A 21,809-nucleotide genomic window follows, 5' to 3' on the forward strand; every position below is an offset into this window, starting at 1 on the left:
TCCTTTTTTTATGCGCAGCTCATTCCAGTTTTTGAAAGATTTTAAAATCCCTTTTCCATAGGGCAGTATTTCCTTCTACGCTTCTGTGGCGTCTTTGTTTGTACATGCTTCTCGCGGTCTACTTAATTTTTCGTAATTCAACGACAAAAGGAATCCCGATAACGGGGAAAACTGAAATACAATCCCTATTTTTGTAGCTCCAATTAAAGTTATGAGTCAAGACGTAAGTAAAAGGTATGCCCAAAGAGGCGTTTCTGCCTCTAAAGAGGATGTGCACAATGCCATCAAGAATATAGATAAAGGCCTGTTTCCACAGGCATTTTGTAAAATTGTTCCAGATTTTCTCACGAATGATGAGGCGTATTGCCTAATCATGCATGCGGATGGTGCAGGTACCAAATCTTCTTTGGCCTATATGTACTGGAAAGAAACAGGAGATGTATCGGTTTGGAAAGGAATTGCCCAGGACGCCCTCATCATGAATATTGACGATTTGCTATGTGTGGGTGCTACGGATCATATCATGCTATCCTCCACCATTGGGAGAAATAAAAATTTAATTCCTGGCGAAGTGATATCTGCGATCATCAATGGCACTGAAGAGCTGATTGCTGAATTAAAAACTTTTGGTGTGACCATCCACTCTACCGGCGGAGAAACCGCTGATGTGGGAGATTTAGTGCGTACGATAATTGTGGATTCTACCGTTACGGCGCGCATGAAGCGAGCTGATGTCATTGATAACGCCAACATTAAAGCAGGCGATGTGATTGTAGGCTTGTCTTCATCAGGGCAAGCTAGCTATGAGAAAGCATATAACGGAGGTATGGGCAGTAACGGCCTCACCTCTGCACGTCATGATGTTTTTCATAATTATTTAGCAGAAAAGTTTCCTGAAAGTTTTGATGCCTCCGTGCCTAGTGACTTAGTGTATTCAGGAAATGTGAAATTAACTGATCCTGTTGAAGGTTCGCCACTTGATGCTGGTAAGCTGGTCCTATCGCCAACGCGTACGTACGCACCTATTATCAAGAAAATATTATCAACCTACAGCGCCAAGGATATTCACGGAATGGTGCACTGTAGTGGGGGTGCTCAAACTAAGATACTGCACTTTGTAGAACACCTTCATATCATAAAAGATAATTTATTCCCGATTCCACCGTTGTTTAAGTTGATTCAGGAACAATCCAACACCAGTTGGAAGGAAATGTATCAAGTATTCAACTGTGGCCACCGTATGGAGCTGTATGTGTCCCCTAGCATTGCGGAAGATGTGATAGCAATATCAAAATCATTCAATGTAGAGGCGCAAATAGTGGGTAGGGTGGAAGATGCCGCTAAAAAGCAGTTGACTATAACGAGTGAATATGGAAAGTTTAACTACTAGGTTAACTTACACTATTAAATGCCTGCTTAATGAGAACGATGATGATTATGTGCACAGTGTTGCTGTGTCAAATTTTAAATGCCCAAACTCCTGAAACGGAGAAAGATTCTGTGGCAACTGTAAAAAATGATTCTGTTGCAATCGCAAAATCAGATTCCTTGGTAATCACCAAAGCGCAATTAAAGGCGGCAAAAAAAGCTGTAGAAAAATCAAACGCCCTAGCAATTGATCTTGCTGTGGCAAGGGCTAGAATCATTGCCAAATACAAAGCAGATAGTTTGGCGGCTATCGAGAAACCAAAGTGGATTCAGAAAAATAAGGCCACTGTGGATATCAGTGAGGTCACTTTTGTCAATTGGAACTCAGGGGGTAGCAATTCTATTTCCGCGCTTCTAGGTCTCAATTCTAATCTCAATTATAAGTATAAGGATTTTTACTGGTCCAATAGAGGGAAAATTCGCTACGGCCTTCACAAACAAGAAGAACAAAAACTTCGAAAAACAGAAGATATTATTGAACTGGATTCTAACGTTGGTTACAGACGGGATTCTTTGACGAACTGGTTTTTTTCTGCGCAATTTAATTTTAAAACTCAATTCACGAATGGGTATAAATACCCGGATAGACAACGAGCCATTTCCAAATTCTTGGCGCCCGGTTACATGTTTGTTGGTGTAGGTGCTGAATATGGCAAGGACATGGAAAAATTTGCGTTTTATTTTTCACCCTTAACCGTTAAAACTACCTACGTTTTAGATCGTACTTTGGCCAATAAGGGAGCTTTTGGTGTTGACCCTGCGGTTTATGATGGTGCGGGCAATATGCTTAGAGAAGGACGAACGTCTAGACACGAAGTGGGAATTTTAGTGACGAACTATTTTGAAACTGGAATCTTTGAAAATATAAATGTGTCCAGTAAAACAAGTTTGTATACAGATTATATTAACAGTTTTGGAAACGTTGATGTCGATTGGCTGGTAAATTTCGATTTTAAGGTCAATCAATTCGTAAGGGCGTCCTTGGGGTCGCATATAAAATATGACGATGATATCAAAATAATAATTCCTACAGGCGTTAAGGATGAGTACGTTCAGAACGGTGCCAAAATTCAATGGAAGCAAATTCTGGGCATCGGTGTGGCACTCGATTTCTAATTTCAACTTACCAATACATATATTTAAAATTTGTTAACTTTTTGATGTTGATAAATAATTAATTTATTGAAAATCAATAAGTTGCAACCACTTTGCTGCAAACTATATGATTTCGATCATGTGGTAAGTTGTTTATTTTTTGTTACTTTACACTTTCCAAAAATATTTTCTACAACCCATTTAAGTCTATAATTTCATGAAAGTCGACACCCTACTGACACCAACCACTACCTACACTCAAGAAGAAGCTTTTGATGCTGCTTTACAATATTTTAAAGGCGACGATTTGGCCGCAAGAGTGTGGTTGAATAAATATGCCCTAAAGGATTCTCAAGGCAATATTTACGAAAACACGCCAAATGCTATGCATACGCGCATTGCTAAAGAAATTGCCCGAGTGGAGTCGAAATATGAAAATTCGATGTCAGAGCAAGAGGTTTTTGATCTTATAAAAAATTTTAAATACATTGTGCCACAAGGAAGCCCAATGGCTGGAATTGGAAACCCGTTTCAGATTGCTTCATTGTCCAATTGTTTCGTCATAGGGAATTCAGGCGATTCTGATTCTTACGGTGGGATTATGAAAATTGATCAGGAACAAGTGCAATTAATGAAACGTCGTGGCGGTGTGGGTCATGATCTTTCACACATCCGTCCAAAAAGTTCGCCCGTTAAAAACTCAGCCTTAACATCTACGGGAATTGTGCCTTTTATGGAGCGTTATTCAAATTCGACAAGAGAGGTTGCTCAAGATGGACGTAGAGGTGCTTTAATGTTATCAGTTTCTATCAATCATCCAGATGCTGAAGATTTTATCGATGCGAAATTGGAGCAAGGGAAAGTTACCGGTGCAAACGTTTCTGTGAGAATTGATGATGACTTTATGAAAGCTGTGAAGGCTGATGCCCAATACACTCAAAAATATCCAATTTTTAGCGAGAACCCTAAGTTTTCTAAAACGATAGAAGCGAACGGGATTTGGAAAAAAATAGTCCACAACGCGTGGAAATCGGCTGAACCAGGTATTTTGTTTTGGGATACGATTATCAACGAATCCGTCCCAGATTGTTATGCGGACTTAGGTTATAAAACAGTATCGACAAATCCGTGTGGCGAAATTCCATTATGTCCTTACGATTCTTGTAGATTATTGGCAATCAATCTATTTTCATATGTTGATCAACCGTTTACAAAGGATGCCAAATTCAACTTTGAACTTTTCAAAGAACACGTGGGTTACGCGCAGCGTATTATGGACGATATTATCGATCTCGAATTAGAGAAAATTGATGTCATCCTACAAAAAATTGATGAAGATCCGGAAGGTGATGAAGTAAAGGCAACCGAAAGAAATTTATGGGTAAATATCAGAACGAAAGCCAAAGAAGGTAGAAGAACGGGAGTTGGGATTACTGCTGAAGGCGATATGTTGGCAGCGTTGGGTATTCAATACGGAAGTAAACAAGGCAATGAATTTTCAGTAGAAGTTCATAAAACTTTGGCGCTTGCTGCTTACCGCTCGTCAGTTGATTTGGCAAAAGAACGTGGTGCTTTTGCATTTTTTGATAGCGACCGTGAAAAAAACAATCCGTTTATTCAACGTTTAAAAGAAGCGGATAGCAAGTTGTATTATGACATGACAGAGTATGGTCGACGTAACATCGCTCTTTTAACTATTGCTCCAACAGGAACAACAAGTTTAATGACCCAAACATCATCAGGAATTGAGCCTGTATTTATGCCTGTTTATAAAAGACGTCGCAAAGTGAATCCTAATGATAAGGATGCACGTGTCGATTTTGTTGATGAGGTGGGAGATTCTTGGGAAGAATACGTAGTGTTCCATCACCGTTTTAAACAATGGATGGAAGTTAACGGTTTTGATTTGACCAAAAATTACGGTCAAAAGGAATTGGACCAATTGATCAAAAAATCACCGTACTATAAAGCAACTTCTAATGATGTCAATTGGATGAGCAAGGTGTCTATGCAAGGTGCTGTACAAAAATGGGTTGATCATTCCATTAGTGTGACCATCAATTTGCCAAACGACGCTACTGAAGAGTTGGTTGGAAGGTTGTACATGGAAGCATGGGAAGCAGGATGTAAAGGAGTGACGGTTTATAGAGACGGATCGCGATCTGGTGTATTAATCTCAAATGAGGAAAAGAAGGAAGAGGACACAGATACTTTGACGACATTCCCTACAAAACGCCCACAAGTGTTAAAAGCTGATGTGGTACGCTTCCAAAATAACAAAGAAAAATGGATTGCCTTTATTGGGTTAATCGACGGGAAACCTTACGAAATCTTTACGGGTCTTGCTGATGATGAAGATGGTATCTTGATACCGCGTTGGGCCAACGAAGGGGTGATTATCAAAAATAGAAACGAAGATGGATCCTCGCGTTATGATTTCCAATACCAAAACATAAGAGGTTATAAAACTACCATTGAAGGTCTTTCGCATAAATTTGATCCTGAATACTGGAATTATGCCAAATTGATCTCAAGTACTTTACGGCATGGGATGCCAATTGACAAGATTGTGGATTTAATCAATAGTTTACAACTGGATACAGAATCTATCAATACTTGGAAAAATGGTGTGGTAAGAGCTTTAAAACGTTATGTTGAAGATGGTACTCAGGTAAAAGGACAAGCTTGTAGCAACTGTAATTCAGAAAATCTAATTTATCAAGAAGGCTGTTTAACCTGTAAAGATTGTGGATCGTCTAAATGCGGATAATCATTTGATATTCAAAACTAATGGAGGCTAATGGCCTCCTTTTTTGTTTTAAAGGTATCTTGATGTAAATAGTGGTAATCTTCCAATTCTTCGATATCATCAATTTTTTTGGTGCACCCATTTCGTAAAAGATACAGTGTGTCGCAGATGTCAATGACGTCTTGATAATAATGGTCGGTGATGATAATGGCCTTAGTTTGTTTTTCGGCAACAATCAGTTATTTCATCTTTTCAACATACAAAGGCGCAATGTTGGAAAAGGGTTCATCCAGTAAAATGATAGCACTCTGTTGTTTTAAAACTACAAAAGTTTCCACCACGCGGCGTTCGCCCCCAGAGAGTGCATCCAATTTAGAATTGTTATAGTGTGCAAAATTTTCAAAATAGTCAACAAATGCATTCCAATCCAACCGTAAGAGTTTAAATAGGGTTCTGATTTTTAGCTGACTTGGAGCCAAATTATGTTGTGGGAGATAGACGCTATTGCCTTCGGCATATAAAGGCTTTAGCAATGGTTTGCCATTGAGTTTAATGAATTTATATTTGGCTTGTAACGATCCAAACAAAATCTGAAGCAAACAACTCTTGCCAGAACCGTTGCGCCCTAAAAGACCGACAATAGAACCCGTTTCTGCTTTTAGATAAACACCGTATAAAATGCGACGATTATTAAAATTTAGTTCGACACTATCTAACTCGATGGTCATACAAAAGCTTTCATTAACAGGAGAAAACTGATGGTAATGGCAATATCAATGATAAAAAGTGTCGCAAAAAGCCGCCATGTTGAGATTCCTAGATTTTTATAAAAGATCAATTTTCGTTTTCCGCCGGTTTCATGGACCAGGTACCACACAAAGAAAGTCAGTAGGAGCTTGGTAATGATGCTAGGTAAAATATAAGGATTGAAAATGAGGATCATTATATTAACCGCCATAGACCAAAAAAAGAAAGGCTTATAAAATAAGAAGATGGCTCCTAAGCGGTGTATCATAATGCGTTAACGGATTTTTAAACTATTTATTTTAGTGTGATGGCATTTAAAACTGTTAAGTCTTTCAGCCTGAGCAGATCAATCCATGTTCCGCAATTATAATGAATTAAATCTTCTGAAGAAATAAATGATCACCGGTTACATTAACCTTGCAAAAAATATCATTTGGCAAGTTCCATAAAGTGATGCAGCGTGGCAACTTTGTACATCTTTTCTTAACCTGCTAATTAAATTTCCTTATTTAGAATTGAGAAATTATCGTACTTTTGCATCACAATTAAACCATACATGTTAGACAAATTACAAATAGTAAAGCAACGTTTTGATGAGGTTAGCGATTTAATTATCCAACCAGATATCATGACAGATCAAAAACGCTATGTAGATCTCAATAAAGAATATAAAGAATTGCGCAAACTCATGGACAAGCGCGAGGAATATTTAGAGTTGACTAACAATTTGGCTGAAGCTCAGGAAATTTTAGATGATGGCAGCGATCCAGAAATGGTGGAAATGGCCAAAATGCAGTATGACGAAGCGAAGGAAGGTATTCCAAAATTGGAAGATGAGATTCGTTTTATGTTGATCCCTAGAGATCCTGAGGATACCAAAAATGCTGTAATGGAGCTCCGAGCCGGTACTGGTGGTGATGAAGCGAGTATTTTTGCTGGAGATTTATTTAGAATGTATTCTAAATATTGCGAAAGTAAAGGTTGGAAAGTTGATGTGGTCGATTATAGTGAAGGTACCAACGGTGGTTATAAAGAGATTCAATTTGAGGTCTCTGGAGACGATGTCTACGGAACTTTAAAATTTGAAGCTGGAGTTCACCGCGTACAACGTGTGCCACAAACGGAAACCCAAGGTCGCGTCCATACAAGTGCCGCTACGGTAATGGTGTTCCCAGAGGCTGAAGAGTTTGATGTGGAAATTAACCCCAAAGATGTGCGTATTGATTTTTTCTGTTCTTCAGGTCCAGGAGGTCAGTCGGTAAATACAACCTATTCAGCGGTACGGTTAACGCATATTCCAACAGGATTGGTGGCGCAATGTCAAGATCAAAAATCACAGCATAAAAATAAAGAGAAAGCCTTTAAAGTATTGCGTTCCCGTTTATACGATATGGAATTGGCCAAGAAAAATGCTGAAGATGCTGAAAAGCGCGGCTCTATGGTAACTTCTGGAGACAGAAGTGCTAAGATTAGAACCTATAACTATTCGCAAGGTCGGGTGACGGATCATAGAATTGGGTTGACACTCTACGATTTAGGAAATATTGTTAATGGCGATATTCAGCGCATCATTGACGAACTGCAATTGGCAGAAAACACTCAGAAATTAAAAGCAAACACTGATATAATTTAATAACAAGCCTCTTTTTTGAGGCTTTTTTATTGTATGACAACACAGCAACTTGTAGCCCAAATAAGAAAAAAGAAGTCCTTCCTTTGTATAGGCCTGGACGTTGATTTAGAGAAAATTCCGCAGCAACTGTTAACTGAAGAAGATCCCATTTTTGAGTTCAATAAAGCGATTATTGATGCCACACATCATTTATGTGTCGCCTATAAACCAAATACCGCGTTTTATGAAGCATACGGCTTAAAAGGATGGCAATCTTTAGAAAAAACCATTCAATATTTAAATCAGAACCACCCTGAAATCTTTACAATTGCAGATGCCAAACGCGGTGATATTGGTAACACTAGCCGTATGTATGCCAAAGCATTTTTAGAAGATTTAGGGTTTGATAGTGTCACGGTAGCGCCGTATATGGGTAAAGATTCCGTGGAACCTTTTCTAGAGTTTACAGACAAACACACCATACTTTTGGCTCTGACATCTAATGAGGGCGCCTTTGATTTTCAAACGATAAGCATGGAAGGTAAAGAATTGTATAAACAGGTTTTAGAAACGTCTAAATCATGGAAAAACTCTGAAAACCTCATGTATGTTGTGGGCGCCACTAAAGCGGAATATTTAGCAGATATCAGAAAAATTATCCCAAACAGCTTCTTGTTAGTTCCTGGCGTTGGCGCACAAGGTGGAAACCTTCAAGACGTGTGCAAATATGGACTGACGGATACGGTGGGATTGTTGATCAATTCGTCACGAGGGATTTTGTATGCCTCCAATGATCAAAACTTTGCAGTTGCTGCTGCTGAAAAGGCTAAGGAATTGCAACAAGAAATGGCCGCTATATTGCAACAGTCCATCTAGTTGCCGTAGACCAGAAATCTTCCGAAATTTCTTAAAATTTAGATATGAGAGACCAACTTGATAGACCTATAGCTCTAGAAAGCACTCCAAAACGAATAGTTTCCTTAGTACCATCTCAAACAGAGTTGTTGGTCGATTTGGGTCTTGAGGAAGCTATTATTGGTATCACCAAGTTTTGTGTCCATCCCCATCATCTGCTTAAAAGTAAAGTTATTGTTGGAGGGACAAAACAAGTCCATTATGACAAAATCCGAGAGTTACAACCAGATATTATTTTGTGTAATAAGGAGGAGAATACTAAACCGATGATTGCTGAGCTGGAGAAAATTGCGCCAGTCCATATCAGTGATGTCAATACTTTGGATAATGCTCTAGAGCTGATACAACAGTATGGAGAAATCTTTAAAAAAGTGGAACCAGCTGAACAAATCACCAATGGCATCCGGGAGAAAAGGAATGAATTTGTCGCTTTCTTGAAAGACAAACCTAAAAAAAGTGTCGCCTATTTCATCTGGAAAAATCCTTGGATGGTAGCGGCAAATGGAACGTTTATAAATGAAATGCTTGTAGAAATAGGATTTCTCAACTTTTATATAAATCAGGAACGCTACCCTGAAATCACCTTAGCTACTGAGCAGCCAGAATCTGCAGAGCTCGTCTTTCTTTCCAGTGAGCCATTTCCATTTAAACATGGGCATAAGGCAGAGGTGCAAGCCTATTTTCCTAATGCAACGATCCACATTGTAGATGGCGAAATGTTTTCGTGGTATGGATCGCGGTTAGAAAAAGCATTCGATTATTTTAAAACGCTGCATCAATTTCAGACCCCTTAGAATTCTTCAAATTCAAGATAATTTTTCTCAATTTGGAAGCTTCATGATATAGAAAATCACTTAAACCAGCATCCGTTTGTAGCAAGTTATAAGCTTCTTCTGTAAATTTTAAATAATTGTTTTCGATGTCGTTCAAATTCAGTACCTCATTGAGGCTGAATTTTATTTTTCCAACTTTACAAAATTGTGTATTCATAGGTTAAGATTTAAACTATAGATACGTTTATGTAACCACTTAAAGATGTGTGCGTAAAGTTAAATATTTGGTAAATTATCCGATGCTCCTGGGACGTGAAGTTTCCCGGCTCAAATACTTTAAACGATTTAATTTATTTAAAAGTTTGATGGCTTTATATTCTGAAATATCACTTAAGGCATGATCTGTTTGACGTAGGTTATAAGCTTGTTCTACAAGTTGTTTATATCGGGTCTGTAGTTGAATTTGATGAGATTTGATTTCTAATAACTTTTTCATGACTACAACAGTTTGAAAGTTAAATATATTTAAAATAGTGATACGCAGCCCATTAAATATCATAAATGATTATTAAAAAAGTCGATTTATTTCTAAATCGACTTTTAACTAACCTTCATAACTGTCTAATAATTTTAAAACCAAGTTTTAATGGACAAAGCAAAAATAAATGTTTTAGGGGGCGTTGGTATTACCAGAACATTAGCAAATTATTAAACTAACAATTTTTAATCCTGCATTGCGAATACGCGACGTAATAAATCAGTTGTTCTTGCGCCAACTTTGGTTCTTATTTCCTTCTCTTCAACCGCAATCATTTTATATACACCTTTCAGAGCTTCTTCGGTTACATAATCGGTTAAATCTGGGTTTACGTTAGTGGTAAATGGAATCGCATTATACCTATTAATTAAATTTGTCCAAATTTGATCAGCACCAACTTTAGCGAAGGAGTTATTAATCACAGGATGAAATTTATCGTATAATGTTGTTTGGGTCTTAGAAGTTAAATATTGAGTAGCAGCATCATCAGTTCCTAAAAGAATGGTTCTGGCATCTGCAAATGTGATCTCTTTAACTGCACCCACAAAAATAGGAGTAGCTTCTTTAACTGCATCTTCAGCGGCTCTATTTAAAGCTCTGATACCTTCGTCCGCTAAATTACCCAAGCCAATATCACGCAGACCTTTATCAACTTTTTGTAATTCCGCAGGGAGGAGAATCTTTACCAAGTCATTTTTATAAAAACCATCCGTCTTGGTCAATTTGGTCACTTGTTTTTCAATTCCCAAATCAAGCGCTTGCCTTAATCCACTGGCAATATCTGTATTAGTCATTACACCGCCTTGCGGTAAAGAGTCTACTACACTCTGTAATTCGGCGCAAGAATTTAAAGTAATGATAGCAAACAGTATAAATAAAGATTTTTTCATAATAATTCGAATTTTTTGTGAGTTCAAAAATAAATCAAATAGTTTTAATTCCGATTGTTTAAAGCTCTTAAACACTATTCATGCCGATTTACTAGAAGTCCATAAATTATTTAATATTCATTATCTATTTTTAGTCTTAAAAACAAATTTTGGATAGTATCAACTAGTACTAAAAATGAATACACTTCTCACGCCTTTCGTTCTCTAAACTACTCACAATATATGTGTACTTCTTTTATAAAATCTGTAAATTTGCAGGAGGTATAAATTCAATTTTTACATATGATACAAGTAACACCCTATAAACCTAAACATAAAGTTAGAATCGTAACCGCAGCATCGCTTTTTGACGGGCATGATGCCGCTATCAATATTATGCGACGCATCATTCAATCTACAGGGGTTGAAGTTATTCATTTAGGCCACGATAGAAGTGTGGAAGAGGTTGTAAATACGGCCATTCAGGAAGATGCGAATGCTATTGCCCTGACGTCTTACCAAGGTGGACACAATGAGTACTTCAAGTATATGTATGATTTGTTAAAGGAGAAAGGTGCTGGCCATATCAAGATTTTTGGTGGTGGTGGTGGTGTAATCCTTCCGGAGGAAATTAAAGAACTCATGGATTATGGTATTACAAGAATTTATGCCCCAGATGATGGAAGGGAATTAGGCTTACAGGGGATGATAAATGATTTGGTAGAAACCTCAGATTATGCCATTGGCGATGTGCTGGAAAATGAATTGGAGCAGTTAGAAATCAAAAATCCGAAAGCAATTGCCAGAATCATCTCTTCAGCTGAAAATTTCCCTGAAGTAGCTAAAGCTACTTTGGATAAAATTCACACAAAAAATGAAAATTCAAAAACGCCTGTTCTTGGAATTACGGGGACGGGAGGTGCTGGAAAATCGTCTTTGGTGGACGAACTGGTGCGCCGATTTTTAATAGATTTTCCTGAAAAAACCGTAGGTTTAATTTCTGTCGACCCTTCAAAACGTAAAACTGGCGGTGCACTTTTGGGAGACCGCATACGTATGAATGCCATTAACAGCCCGCGCGTATATATGCGTAGTTTGGCTACCAGACAATCTAATTTAGCGCTTTCAAAATATGTCAACGAAGCCATTCAAGTTTTAAAAGCGGCAAAATATGATTTGATTATTTTAGAAACTTCAGGTATTGGTCAATCCGACACTGAAATTATTGAACATTCTGATGTGTCACTATATGTAATGACGCCAGAATTTGGTGCTGCCACCCAATTGGAAAAAATTGACATGCTCGATTTTGCTGATTTGGTAGCCATCAACAAATTTGATAAACGTGGTTCATTGGATGCTTTGCGTGATGTGAAGAAACAATACATGCGCAACCACCAATTGTGGGATGTGGATCAAAGTGATTTGCCCGTTTTTGGAACTATTGCCTCGCAATTTAATGATCCGGGTATGAACACGCTTTACAAAGCGATCATGGATGAGGTGATGAAGAAAACGGATGCCGATTTAAAATCAGACTTTGTCATTTCGCAAGAAATGAGCGAAAAAATATTTGTCATTCCTCCAGCCAGAACACGCTACCTTTCAGAAATTGCAGAAAGCAATCGCGCTTACGATACAACGGCAAACGAACAAGTTGAAGTTGCCCAAAAACTCTACGGTATTTATAAGACTTTAGAGTCTGTAGTTGGTAATACCCCGGAATTAGATAAGGCAGGTATTGACAGTGCATCTGTCAAGGATGTAGCTGATGATCATAAGGATTTTGTCAAATTGTTAGTAGGCGAGTTTGATCGTGTCAAACTAAACCTCGATCCTTACAATTGGGAAGTATTATTAGGATGGGACGAGAAGGTCAATTCCTATAAAAACCCGATCTATTCCTTTAAAGTTAGAGATAAAGAAATAAAAATTGAAACCCATACAGAATCCCTTTCTCATGTACAAATTCCTAAAGTTGCACTTCCAAAGTATCAAGCTTGGGGAGACATCTTAAGATGGATTTTACAAGAAAACGTGCCGGGAGAATTTCCGTTTACCTCTGGTTTATATCCTTTTAAACGCACCGGTGAAGATCCTGCGCGTATGTTTGCTGGAGAAGGCGGACCAGAACGTACCAATAGACGTTTTCACTATGTAAGTATGGGCTTGCCAGCCAAGCGTTTGTCTACTGCGTTTGACAGTGTGACCCTATATGGAAATGATCCAGATTTACGCCCTGATATTTACGGGAAAATCGGGAATGCTGGGGTGAGCATTTGCTGTTTGGATGATGCCAAAAAACTCTATTCCGGGTTTAATTTAACCCACGCCATGACTTCTGTGAGTATGACCATCAATGGTCCTGCTCCTATGTTGTTGGGCTTCTTTATGAATGCGGCTATAGATCAGCAATGTGAATTGTATATCAAAGAAAATGGATTAGAACAAGAGGTAGAGACTAAAATTGCAAACATCTATGAAGATAAAGGAGTTGACCGACCAACCTATAATGGTGATTTGCCAGAAACCAATAACGGATTAGGGCTAATGTTGTTAGGTGTTACTGGAGATCAGGTGTTGCCAGATGACGTGTATCAGGATATTAAAACTAAAACGATTGCTCAGGTGCGAGGTACCGTTCAAGCGGATATTTTAAAAGAAGATCAGGCACAGAATACCTGTATTTTCTCTACAGAATTCGCCTTGAGATTGATGGGCGATGTTCAGGAGTATTTTATTGAAAATAATGTCCGTAACTTCTATTCGGTGTCTATTTCAGGTTACCATATTGCAGAGGCGGGCGCGAATCCAATCACCCAATTGGCGCTCACGTTATCTAACGGATTTACCTATGTAGAGTATTATTTAAGTAGAGGGATGGATATCAATAAATTTGGTCCAAACCTATCCTTCTTTTTCTCCAATGGGATCGATCCAGAATATGCTGTGATAGGTCGTGTAGCACGTAAGATATGGGCAAAAGCGATGAGAAATAAATACGGTGCTGATCCGAGAGCGCAAATGTTGAAATATCACATCCAAACCTCAGGTCGTAGTTTACACGCGCAGGAAATCGATTTTAATGATATTCGTACAACGCTTCAAGCCTTGTATGCCATTTACGACAACTGCAACTCGCTACATACAAATGCTTACGATGAAGCCATTACAACCCCTACAGAAGAATCAGTGCGTCGTGCCATGGCCATTCAATTAATCATCAATAAAGAATTAGGATTAGCGAAAAACGAGAATCCAATTCAAGGTTCCTTCATCATCGAAGAACTGACCGATTTGGTGGAAGAAGCAGTGTTATTGGAGTTTGATCGCATTACGGAGCGCGGTGGAGTGCTTGGTGCGATGGAAACTATGTATCAGCGGAGCAAAATTCAGGAGGAAAGCTTATACTATGAGACCTTAAAACATAACGGCGAGTTTCCAATTATTGGTGTAAACACGTTTTTAAGCAGCAAGGGGTCGCCAACGGTAATCCCGAAAGAAGTGATTAGAGCAACGGAAGAAGAGAAACAGTACCAGATTAAGACTTTGGAAAATCTGCACAAAAGAAATGATACGGACGACTTGTTAAAGGAGCTTCAGCATAAAGCCATAAGTAATGAAAATATCTTTGAAGCTTTGATGGAGGTCTGTAAAGTATGTTCGTTGGGCCAGATAACAGAAGCCTTATTTGAAGTAGGAGGGCAGTATAGAAGAAACATGTAAGCAGCGAACCACATTTTCCTTTTCGGAAAATGTGTGTGAGTCGCTTATCCCGCTATTTCAGCGGGATCTTTAGAAGTTTAAGCCAAATCTTGAATTGAACTTAATTTTCGGAAAATGTGTGTGAGTCGCTTATCCCGCTTTTTCATCGGGATCTTTAGAAGTTTAAGCCAAATCTTGAATTGAACTTAATTTTCGGAAAAATGTGTGTGAGTCGCTTATCCCCCTTTTTCAGCGGATCTTAAGCAGAATTAAGCCAAATCTTGAATCGAGCTCAATTTTCGGAAAATGTGTGTGAGTCGCTTATCCCGCTATTTCAGCGGGCTCTTAAGAAGTATAAGCCAAATCCTGAATCGAACTTAATTTTCGCAAAACTTGTGTGAGTCGCTTATCGCGCTTTTCAGCGGGCTCTTAAGAAGTTCAAGCCAAATTTCGAATAGAACGTAATTTTCGGAAAATGTGTGTGAGTCGCTTATCCCGCTTTTTCAGCGGGATCTTAAGAAGTTCAAGCCAAATTTCGAATAGAACGTAATTTTCGGAAAATGTGTGTGAGTCGCTTATCCCGCTTTTTCAGCGGGATCTTTAGAAGTTCAAGCCAAATTTCGAATAGAATGTAATTTTCGGAAAATGTGTGTGAGTCGCTTATCTCGCTTTTTCAGCGGGATCTTTAGAAGTTCAAGCCAAATTTCGAGTAGAATGTAATTTTCGGAAAATGCGTGTGAGTCGCTTATCCCGCTTTTTCAGCGGATCTTAAGCAGAATTAAGCCAAATCTTGAATCGAGCTCAATTTTCGGAAAATGTGTGTGAGTCGCTTATCCCGCTATTTCAGCGGATCTTAAGCAAAATTAAGCCAAATCCTGAATCGAACTTAATTTTCGCAAAACTTGTGTGAGTCGCTTATCGCGCTTTTCAGCGGGCTCTTAAGAAGTTTAAGCTAAATCTTGAAAAGAACATAGTTGTCACAAAACTGGTGTGAGCCGTTTATCCCGCTATTTCAGCGGGATTCTAAAAATCTTAAGCCAAACCTTAAATCGAACTTAATCTTTGCAAATCTTGTTAACTCTAAGATTATTTTAAAAATATACGCTTCAAAATGCATCTTTTTAAGACATTTCACGTCTACTCATTGAACTTATAAAAAATAAACATCATGAATAATAATCAATGTGCATGTAAATGCGACAACTGTCAAAAAGGAAATTGTGCGGCTTGCACGTGCGAAAATTGTACTTGCAAAAACTGCAACTGTTAAGCTTAATTTAAAATGATCGTAAAGAGCGTCTGTTTTAGTAATTTTATACTAGAGCAGATGCTTTTTAAATGCACTTTTATGAAAACGAAAACGGTTTGGGATTTATATGGCGAAGACGTTAAATACTTTATATTAAGTAAAGTAAAAAACGATACCCTTGCCGATGATTTGCTTCAAGAAACGTTTATAAAAGTACATATTAAATTACGCAGCTTAGTAGATGAGTCCAAATTGAAATCGTGGGTACTTGCGATTGCCAGACATACTATGATGGACCATTTTAGAAGTCAAAAATTGGTCAGTGACCACTCCACTGGTAACCTTGTGTCAGAGGAAACCACACCTGATCACACTAAAGAGGATTGCTTACACGGCATCATCAAGAATTTACCTAGAAAATACAGAGAGCCTTTATTGTTGGCCGATATTCAGGGTTTAAAACAAGCCCAGATTTCCGAACGTTTAAACTTACCGCTGCCTACAGTCAAATCGCAAATACAACGCGGTAGAAAACTTATTTCACAAGGTTTTGTAGACTGCTGTGGTTTTAAAATAAATGATAACGGCTTTTTAGTGGGCGAATTAAAGGAGCGTGAGCACTGTAAAGTGTGTCACTAAATTATATCATAAAAAAAGAGTTCTTCGGAATTTAATAACAGGGATTACAAAGTCATCATCCACGTATGCTGCAAGCTTCTGAATTTCTTCAACTCACTTCTCAAAATTGGCAGATAATCCCGCCCGTCACTATGACTTTTTTCTAAACGTCGACAATTTTTATAAAGTAGGGTGGTCAAACGTTCTAAAGAAGCGATGTGTTTGTATTTTTTATCGGAATGACGTTCCAATTCTGCATTAACAATTTCTGGAGCCAAGGAGGTGGATTGCTGCACAATATCACCAGAGAAATAAATATGATGATCTTCAGAACCATCTGATTTTAAATAAGATAAATCCTGATTTAAATACGTGGAAATACTTCTGGAAAGCGTAATGATATCCATGGCCTTTTTATAAATAGGCAAATCTGAGAGATGAGAGGGAATAGGATACAACATTTTTCTTAAAAGCAATTTATCAAATTTACAGACAAATTCAGACCTATTATAATCGATTTTAAAGAATTGATGTATATTTGCTTTAATAATTAAAGCAGAATAGTTAATTTTCATTAAGATGAGCATAGATAGCCTGAATTGGAAGATTTTAAAATGTTTACAGAATAATGCGCGTCAATCGAATGCTGAAATTGGCCGTCAAGTGGGCGTCAGTTCACCGGCCGTTTCTGAACGCATCAAAAAAATGGAAGATGCCGGAATTATACAGGGCTATCACGCATTTGTCTCGCCTTTTGAAGCGGGGTATCAACTCAAGGCCATAATTACTTTGCGTGCCTTTATGGGCATGCTTAAACCTTTTTTGGAAAAAGTAAAAACTTACGACGAAGTGTTGAATTGCTACCGCATTACGGGCAATGAAAACATCGTCATGGAGGTGGTCTTAAAAAATCAGAAACATTTGGAAAGTTTTATCGACCAACTTATCGTCTATGGCGAAACCAAAACGCAGATTGTCTTGTCGCATGTCATTAAATACAATGAAGTCCGTCCCATAAAATAATCCAAAAAGAACATAGGTTAAGAACGCCTATTTCTTTTTAATATGATCAGCAATTAATTGCGCGTGAATTCGAGAGTTTTCTATAAACCACTTGTGTGTTTCTGTGCCCCCACAAATAACCCCTGCCAAATACAAGCCTAGGACATTGGTTTCCATAGTTTCCGGATCGTATTCTGGTAGTTGTGCCTTGTCATCCGACAAGTTGATGCCAGCATCCGTTAAAAATTTAAAGTTGGGACGATACCCAGTGAGGGCTACTACAAAATCATTGGAAAAACTGATCTCACCCTTTGGAGTGCGGATGGTAACGTCCTTTGCGGTAATGTTTACGACTTCTGAATGGTAATAAGCCGTAATGCTTCCTTCCTTAATTCTGTTGATGATGTCTGGTCTTACCCAGTATTTTACCCGTTCGCCAATCTCTGAACCACGTATGACCATCGTAACCTTGCCACCTTTTCTCCAAATTTCTAAAGCGGCATCTACGGACGAATTGCTCGCACCAACTACAACTACATCTTGCATGGCATAAGGGTGTGCTTCATTATAATAGTGGGTCACCTTCTCTAGCGATTCTCCTGGCACCTTCAAAAGCTGCGGAATGTCGTAAAATCCGGAGGCTATTACGACCTTATCAACCTGATAAGTGGCTTTTGATGAACTGACTTCAAAGTACTCCCCGCGCTTCTTTATCGATTTTACTTCTTCATATAAATGAATATTCAGCGTGTTGGAGGTAGCAACACGTCTGTAGTATTCCAGAGCTTCGTCTCGGTTTGGTTTTGGATTGTTACTGATAAAGGGTATGTCATCAATTTCCAGTTTTTCCGAAGTGGAAAAGAAGGTCATGTTTTTTGGATAGTTGAAAAGGGAATTGGTCAAGGCGCCTTTTTCCAGTACCACATAGTCCCAGTTATTTTTTTTACATTCTAATGCACAGGCAATACCAATAGGTCCTGCACCGATAATTAATACTTTATATGAAGTTGTCATGTCAAATTGTTTGTTTAGTGGCCAGCATTTGTTTTTTAAGATAGAGTAAAAGTCCTAAACCTAAAAGGCCAAATACGCTCATGATCGTCCAAGTGATATCAAAACCATAGCTATCAATTAAATGAAAGCCTAAGTTATGTGCAAAGATATGGGATATTGAAAAAGCAATACTGTAAAGTGCCATATATTGGCCTTTAAGGCCGCGCTGTGCTCTATCTAAAGCAAAAGAGTTTGAAAACGGAAATACGATCATTTCTCCAAAGGTCAATAAAATCATACTGATGATGATAAACCCAAGCCACGGGTGGATAATCAAAAAGAGAAAACTAATACAAATTAGGATCAACCCAAAAATCATTAACCCTATTTTAGTAAATGTTTTGTTCTCAAACCATTTGATAAGCGGCATTTCAAAGATAAAAATTAAAAGTCCGTTCATGGCCATTAGGAGTCCAATTTCAAATTCCGTCAGCCCAATTCCTTCCTTGTAAAAATAAGGGATGGTGGAAATTAATTGTAGAAATACAATGCCGAAAATGACCATAGCTACCAGAAAAATGATGAACGATTTGTCTGAATACGCAGACAATGGATGCGTGCTTTCTTCAGTATATATGGTTTTCGATTTCTTAGGATGCAACACTTTTAGTAATAAAAAACCCGCGAGCATGCAGGAAAATCCGTCTATCCAAAAAAGTGCGCCATAACTCATTGTAGTAATTATGAGTCCGCCTACTGCCGGTCCTGCAGAAAATCCTAAATTGATGGCCAAACGGATTAATGTAATACTCCGTGTTTTGTTCTCGGGTTTGCTATAAGCGTTCAGTGCGACAAACATGGCAGGTCTGAACATATCCGCTACCGCCATCAATACGAAAATACCGATACAAACCGTATTAAAAGTCTCAAGATACTGCATGCCGATAAACAGAAATCCGCTCAAAATTAAACTGATCACCATAACTTTATAATAGCCTATCACATCGGTCAATTTTCCGCCAATCCATGAACCAACCAAAGATCCAAACCCGAAGGCGGTCATGATCCAAGCCACATCATCTAAGGAGAAATTTAAATCCGTAGTCAAATACAAGGATAAAAAAGGAATGACCATGGTGCCTGCTCTGTTGACCAAAGTGATAAAGGCTAACCACCAAACTTCTTTAGACAAGCCTCTAAATGTATTCAGGTAAGCTTGCCCCACAGAATAATAAAAGAAATTAAAAATTTTCATGGTTGGTTTGGTTTCATACAGTCCATAAAGACATAAAATAGGAGTGAAAAAGTAAAAAGTCCGACGTTGGTGTCAGACTTTTTTATACTAATGAAATGGTAATTTATCCCATAATACAGTGCAGGTCAAACTTCAGAGTGAAGCGGTCCTAATGTATTTATAAAACCTATTGTTTTGATGCATTACAGCGTTTTTTATTGCCGGTCAAAGCTAGGGAAAATAAGTTAAAGTTGTATTTTTACAAATCAATTATTTTAGTTATGAAGACGTTAGTATCAGTTGTTTTAGGAGTTTTATTTCTTTGGAGTTGTGCTCAGAAAAAACAAGAACTTCAGGGGGAAACGGAGTTTCAAAGAAAACTCAATGCGGAATTTAAAGATGCTTCAAAATCGCCTCTAAAAGATAAAGATCGAAGAGATTTTAATGGCTTAGATTTTTTCAAATTTGATTCCACCTATGTGGTGCAAGCTGTCTTTACGAGAACCGAAGATGAACAACCTTTTAAAATGAAAACGACTACGGACAGATTGGCGACCTATATAAAATACGGTGAAGTCAGTTTTAAATTAAAAAACGAAGATTTTAAATTAAATGTTTATCAAGATCAGGACTTACTAGAGGACGAAGACTTTAAAGATTATTTGTTTTTACCGTTTTTAGATGATACCAACGGCGAAGAAACTTATGGCGCCGGGCGTTATATAGATTTGAGCATTCCATCAGGAAACCAATTGACCATCGACTTTAATACGGCTTATAACCCGTACTGTGCTTACAATGCAAAATTTTCTTGCCCAATTGTGCCAAGAGAAAATTATCTAGATGCAGAGGTGAGAGCAGGAGTGAAGGATTATAAGAAGTAGTAGGCAGTATTTAGTTGGCAGTAATCAGTATTCAGTTTTCAGTAGGTGCTTTAGCTTTTTACTAAATACATGCCTCCAAAAACGGCGAGAAAGCCAATTACAAAACTTGCGATTGTATAAATAGCAAAACTCATAAAATCACCTGATTTTAAGAAAATATGGTTTTCGTAAGCAAAAGTTGAGAAGGTTGTGAAGCCACCACAAAATCCAGTAGCTAAAAAGAGGATTTGATTTTCAGTGAGCGTGCTGTTTTTCATGGCCAAACCAAGAATGACGCCTATGAGAAAGCTTCCCAAAATATTGGCAGCAAATGTACCGTAAGGAATTCCTGTGGTTGGACTGTTGAGGTAACGTCCTATTAAAAATCTAAGCACACTCCCAATACCACCTCCTATAAATACTAGGATGACCTGTTTCACAAAGCTATAGGGTTTACCAATTCTCTCTCCTTAATCGGGATATAAATTTCGGTAATCCAATCGGCAGGGTTATCCAGACTGGCGTGGTCATTTTTGTAAACTTCAAACGGGCTCATTTCTGAGGCGATTAAGTTGTTATCTTGCAGGTGTTTTCTTGCGGTAGACCAAGCTTCCAATATGTGGGTATAATTTCCTTTTAGCGTCACTTTTACAGCTCTGGTACGTTCCATATACGCGCTTAAAACAGTGCTATTTTCTGCGATCAAAACATTTTCGCTTACGGGAATAGCATTACTCATTATAACGTTGCCATTTTCAGTGTTCAGCTCAATAAAAATACTCATTGGCATTCCGCTGGCACTCACATTATGACTGCTCATGAATGTTTTTATTTCTCTGAATTGTGTTGCCATAGCGGCACTTTTATTACTTCCAGTAGATGAAATAGTTTTGTACATGTAAAATCCTCCGCCATAGTCCGTCACCCCATCTACAGTAATGTTGTAGACCGCCATGCTTTTTAAAACTTCAGTATTTAAATTTTCTAAATCGGTATTAAACTGTTGGGTGAGTTCTTCAATATTATCTCCAAATAAAGCGAATTTGGCTTTGGTCATAAAAGATAAGCGATCAGCATTAAGAGTGCGCGTTACATTTGTAGAACCATCAGGATTGGATTTAAACGTCCATTTTAAAACAGATGTTTTGATGCGTCCGCTGGTGTAATTTTGGATAAGAGAATCGTTTGGATGAGTGGTCTCTGTGGTCAAAGTTTCTGAAGATTTCCAAAAATTAGAGCGGTCATGCACTGTGGAATCAGCTACCGCTTTATAAACGACACTTTTTGGAGCATGAATAGTTATGCTCTCTGAAATTTTAAAGGAATTAGGTTGAACAGCGACGTAAATCGCCATTCCGATAAATGCAATCAACAGTAAAAACAAGAGGTATTTTGAAAATTTCATCCGTGGTTTTTGTA

The 21,809-nt window shown here is 38.1% G+C and carries 20 protein-coding genes; 10 read left to right on the plus strand and 10 right to left on the minus strand.

Annotated features, from left to right (window positions below; translation table 11 throughout):
• Positions 1–211: 211 nt before the first annotated feature.
• The 3 genes from ES711_RS05865 to ES711_RS05875 all read left to right on the plus strand — a co-directional run bounded on the left by ES711_RS05865 (position 212) and on the right by ES711_RS05875 (position 5,293).
• Positions 212–1,390, plus strand: coding sequence for an AIR synthase related protein (locus ES711_RS05865; protein ID WP_146891283.1), 1,179 nt, complete (start codon positions 212–214; stop codon positions 1,388–1,390).
• A 29-nt stretch (positions 1,391–1,419) separates the two neighbouring features.
• Entirely contained in the window at positions 1,420–2,544 is a 1,125-nt protein-coding gene (locus tag ES711_RS05870) for a DUF3078 domain-containing protein (protein WP_246139124.1), read from the plus strand.
• A gap of 196 nt (positions 2,545–2,740) precedes the next feature.
• Entirely contained in the window at positions 2,741–5,293 is a 2,553-nt protein-coding gene (locus ES711_RS05875) for an adenosylcobalamin-dependent ribonucleoside-diphosphate reductase (RefSeq protein WP_146891286.1), read from the plus strand.
• A gap of 218 nt (positions 5,294–5,511) precedes the next feature.
• Here ES711_RS05875 and ES711_RS05880 read toward each other — a convergent pair whose 3' ends face one another.
• Both ES711_RS05880 and ES711_RS05885 read right to left on the minus strand, forming a co-directional pair.
• On the minus strand, positions 5,512–6,000 hold the full coding sequence (locus ES711_RS05880; RefSeq protein ID WP_246139125.1) for an ABC transporter ATP-binding protein: 489 nt from the start codon (positions 5,998–6,000) through the stop codon (positions 5,512–5,514).
• Positions 5,997–6,287, minus strand: coding sequence for a hypothetical protein (locus ES711_RS05885; RefSeq protein WP_246139126.1), 291 nt, complete (start codon positions 6,285–6,287; stop codon positions 5,997–5,999). The genes ES711_RS05880 and ES711_RS05885 overlap by 4 nt, the downstream gene beginning before the upstream one ends.
• 288 nt (positions 6,288–6,575) lie before the next feature.
• Here ES711_RS05885 and prfA point away from each other — a divergent pair, with 288 nt between their 5' ends.
• Genes prfA through ES711_RS05900 form a run of 3 tightly spaced genes read left to right on the plus strand, consistent with a single transcriptional unit; the run spans position 6,576 to position 9,340 of the window.
• A complete protein-coding gene (gene prfA / locus ES711_RS05890) occupies positions 6,576–7,652 on the plus strand; it encodes a peptide chain release factor 1 (RefSeq protein ID WP_146891289.1) in 1,077 nt (358 codons plus the stop codon).
• A gap of 33 nt (positions 7,653–7,685) precedes the next feature.
• Positions 7,686–8,507, plus strand: a complete 822-nt coding sequence (gene pyrF, locus ES711_RS05895) for an orotidine-5'-phosphate decarboxylase (RefSeq protein WP_146891292.1) — start codon at positions 7,686–7,688, stop codon at positions 8,505–8,507.
• A 44-nt stretch (positions 8,508–8,551) separates the two neighbouring features.
• Positions 8,552–9,340, plus strand: coding sequence for an ABC transporter substrate-binding protein (locus ES711_RS05900; protein ID WP_146891294.1), 789 nt, complete (start codon positions 8,552–8,554; stop codon positions 9,338–9,340).
• On the opposite strand, the gene ES711_RS05905 is transcribed toward ES711_RS05900, so the two are convergent.
• The 3 genes from ES711_RS05905 to ES711_RS05915 form a co-directional block, all read right to left on the minus strand.
• Positions 9,309–9,536 (minus strand): hypothetical protein, encoded by a 228-nt coding sequence (locus ES711_RS05905; protein ID WP_146891297.1) that lies wholly within the window; start codon positions 9,534–9,536, stop codon positions 9,309–9,311. The two genes, ES711_RS05900 and ES711_RS05905, sit on opposite strands and share 32 nt — an antisense overlap.
• Before the next feature lie 75 nt (positions 9,537–9,611).
• Positions 9,612–9,815, minus strand: a complete 204-nt coding sequence (locus ES711_RS05910; RefSeq protein WP_146891299.1) for a Lacal_2735 family protein — start codon at positions 9,813–9,815, stop codon at positions 9,612–9,614.
• Between the two features lie 227 nt (positions 9,816–10,042).
• Positions 10,043–10,747 carry a DUF4197 domain-containing protein gene (locus ES711_RS05915; RefSeq protein ID WP_146891302.1) on the minus strand — a complete coding sequence of 235 codons (705 nt, stop codon included), beginning with the start codon at positions 10,745–10,747 and terminating at the stop codon, positions 10,043–10,045.
• Between the two features lie 282 nt (positions 10,748–11,029).
• On the opposite strand from ES711_RS05915, the gene ES711_RS05920 reads away from it, so the two are divergent.
• The gene (locus tag ES711_RS05920; protein WP_146891305.1) at positions 11,030–14,452 is read left to right on the plus strand and encodes a methylmalonyl-CoA mutase family protein; all 3,423 of its coding nucleotides are present in this window, start codon (positions 11,030–11,032) and stop codon (positions 14,450–14,452) included.
• Between the two features lie 1,327 nt (positions 14,453–15,779).
• Complete coding sequence (locus tag ES711_RS05925; RefSeq protein WP_146891308.1) at positions 15,780–16,319, plus strand: sigma-70 family RNA polymerase sigma factor; 540 nt, start codon at positions 15,780–15,782, stop codon at positions 16,317–16,319.
• A gap of 44 nt (positions 16,320–16,363) precedes the next feature.
• Here ES711_RS05925 and ES711_RS05930 read toward each other — a convergent pair whose 3' ends face one another.
• Positions 16,364–16,873: a hypothetical protein gene (locus ES711_RS05930; RefSeq protein ID WP_317129859.1), complete on the minus strand. Its 510-nt coding sequence runs from the start codon at positions 16,871–16,873 to the stop codon at positions 16,364–16,366.
• 4 nt (positions 16,874–16,877) lie between these two features.
• On the opposite strand from ES711_RS05930, the gene ES711_RS05935 reads away from it, so the two are divergent.
• Positions 16,878–17,321 carry an Lrp/AsnC family transcriptional regulator gene (locus ES711_RS05935; protein WP_146891311.1) on the plus strand — a complete coding sequence of 148 codons (444 nt, stop codon included), beginning with the start codon at positions 16,878–16,880 and terminating at the stop codon, positions 17,319–17,321.
• Between the two features lie 27 nt (positions 17,322–17,348).
• Here ES711_RS05935 and ES711_RS05940 read toward each other — a convergent pair whose 3' ends face one another.
• On the minus strand, positions 17,349–18,314 hold the full coding sequence (locus ES711_RS05940) for a YpdA family putative bacillithiol disulfide reductase (protein ID WP_146891313.1): 966 nt from the start codon (positions 18,312–18,314) through the stop codon (positions 17,349–17,351).
• Between the two features lies 1 nt (position 18,315).
• Entirely contained in the window at positions 18,316–19,548 is a 1,233-nt protein-coding gene (locus ES711_RS05945; RefSeq protein ID WP_146891316.1) for an MFS transporter, read from the minus strand.
• 260 nt (positions 19,549–19,808) lie between these two features.
• Here ES711_RS05945 and ES711_RS05950 point away from each other — a divergent pair, with 260 nt between their 5' ends.
• Positions 19,809–20,411 carry a DUF1684 domain-containing protein gene (locus ES711_RS05950; RefSeq protein ID WP_146891319.1) on the plus strand — a complete coding sequence of 201 codons (603 nt, stop codon included), beginning with the start codon at positions 19,809–19,811 and terminating at the stop codon, positions 20,409–20,411.
• Positions 20,412–20,461: 50 nt separating this feature from the next.
• Here the strand turns inward: ES711_RS05950 and crcB are convergent, their stop codons facing one another.
• A complete protein-coding gene (crcB, locus tag ES711_RS05955) occupies positions 20,462–20,830 on the minus strand; it encodes a fluoride efflux transporter CrcB (RefSeq protein ID WP_146891322.1) in 369 nt (122 codons plus the stop codon).
• Positions 20,827–21,795, minus strand: coding sequence for a GyrI-like domain-containing protein (locus ES711_RS05960; protein WP_146891325.1), 969 nt, complete (start codon positions 21,793–21,795; stop codon positions 20,827–20,829). The genes crcB and ES711_RS05960 overlap by 4 nt, the downstream gene beginning before the upstream one ends.
• Between the last annotated feature and the right edge of the window lie 14 nt (positions 21,796–21,809).

It is taken from the genome of Gelidibacter salicanalis (assembly GCF_007997285.1).
In the GTDB taxonomy this organism is placed as follows: Bacteria; Bacteroidota; Bacteroidia; order Flavobacteriales; family Flavobacteriaceae; genus Gelidibacter; species Gelidibacter salicanalis.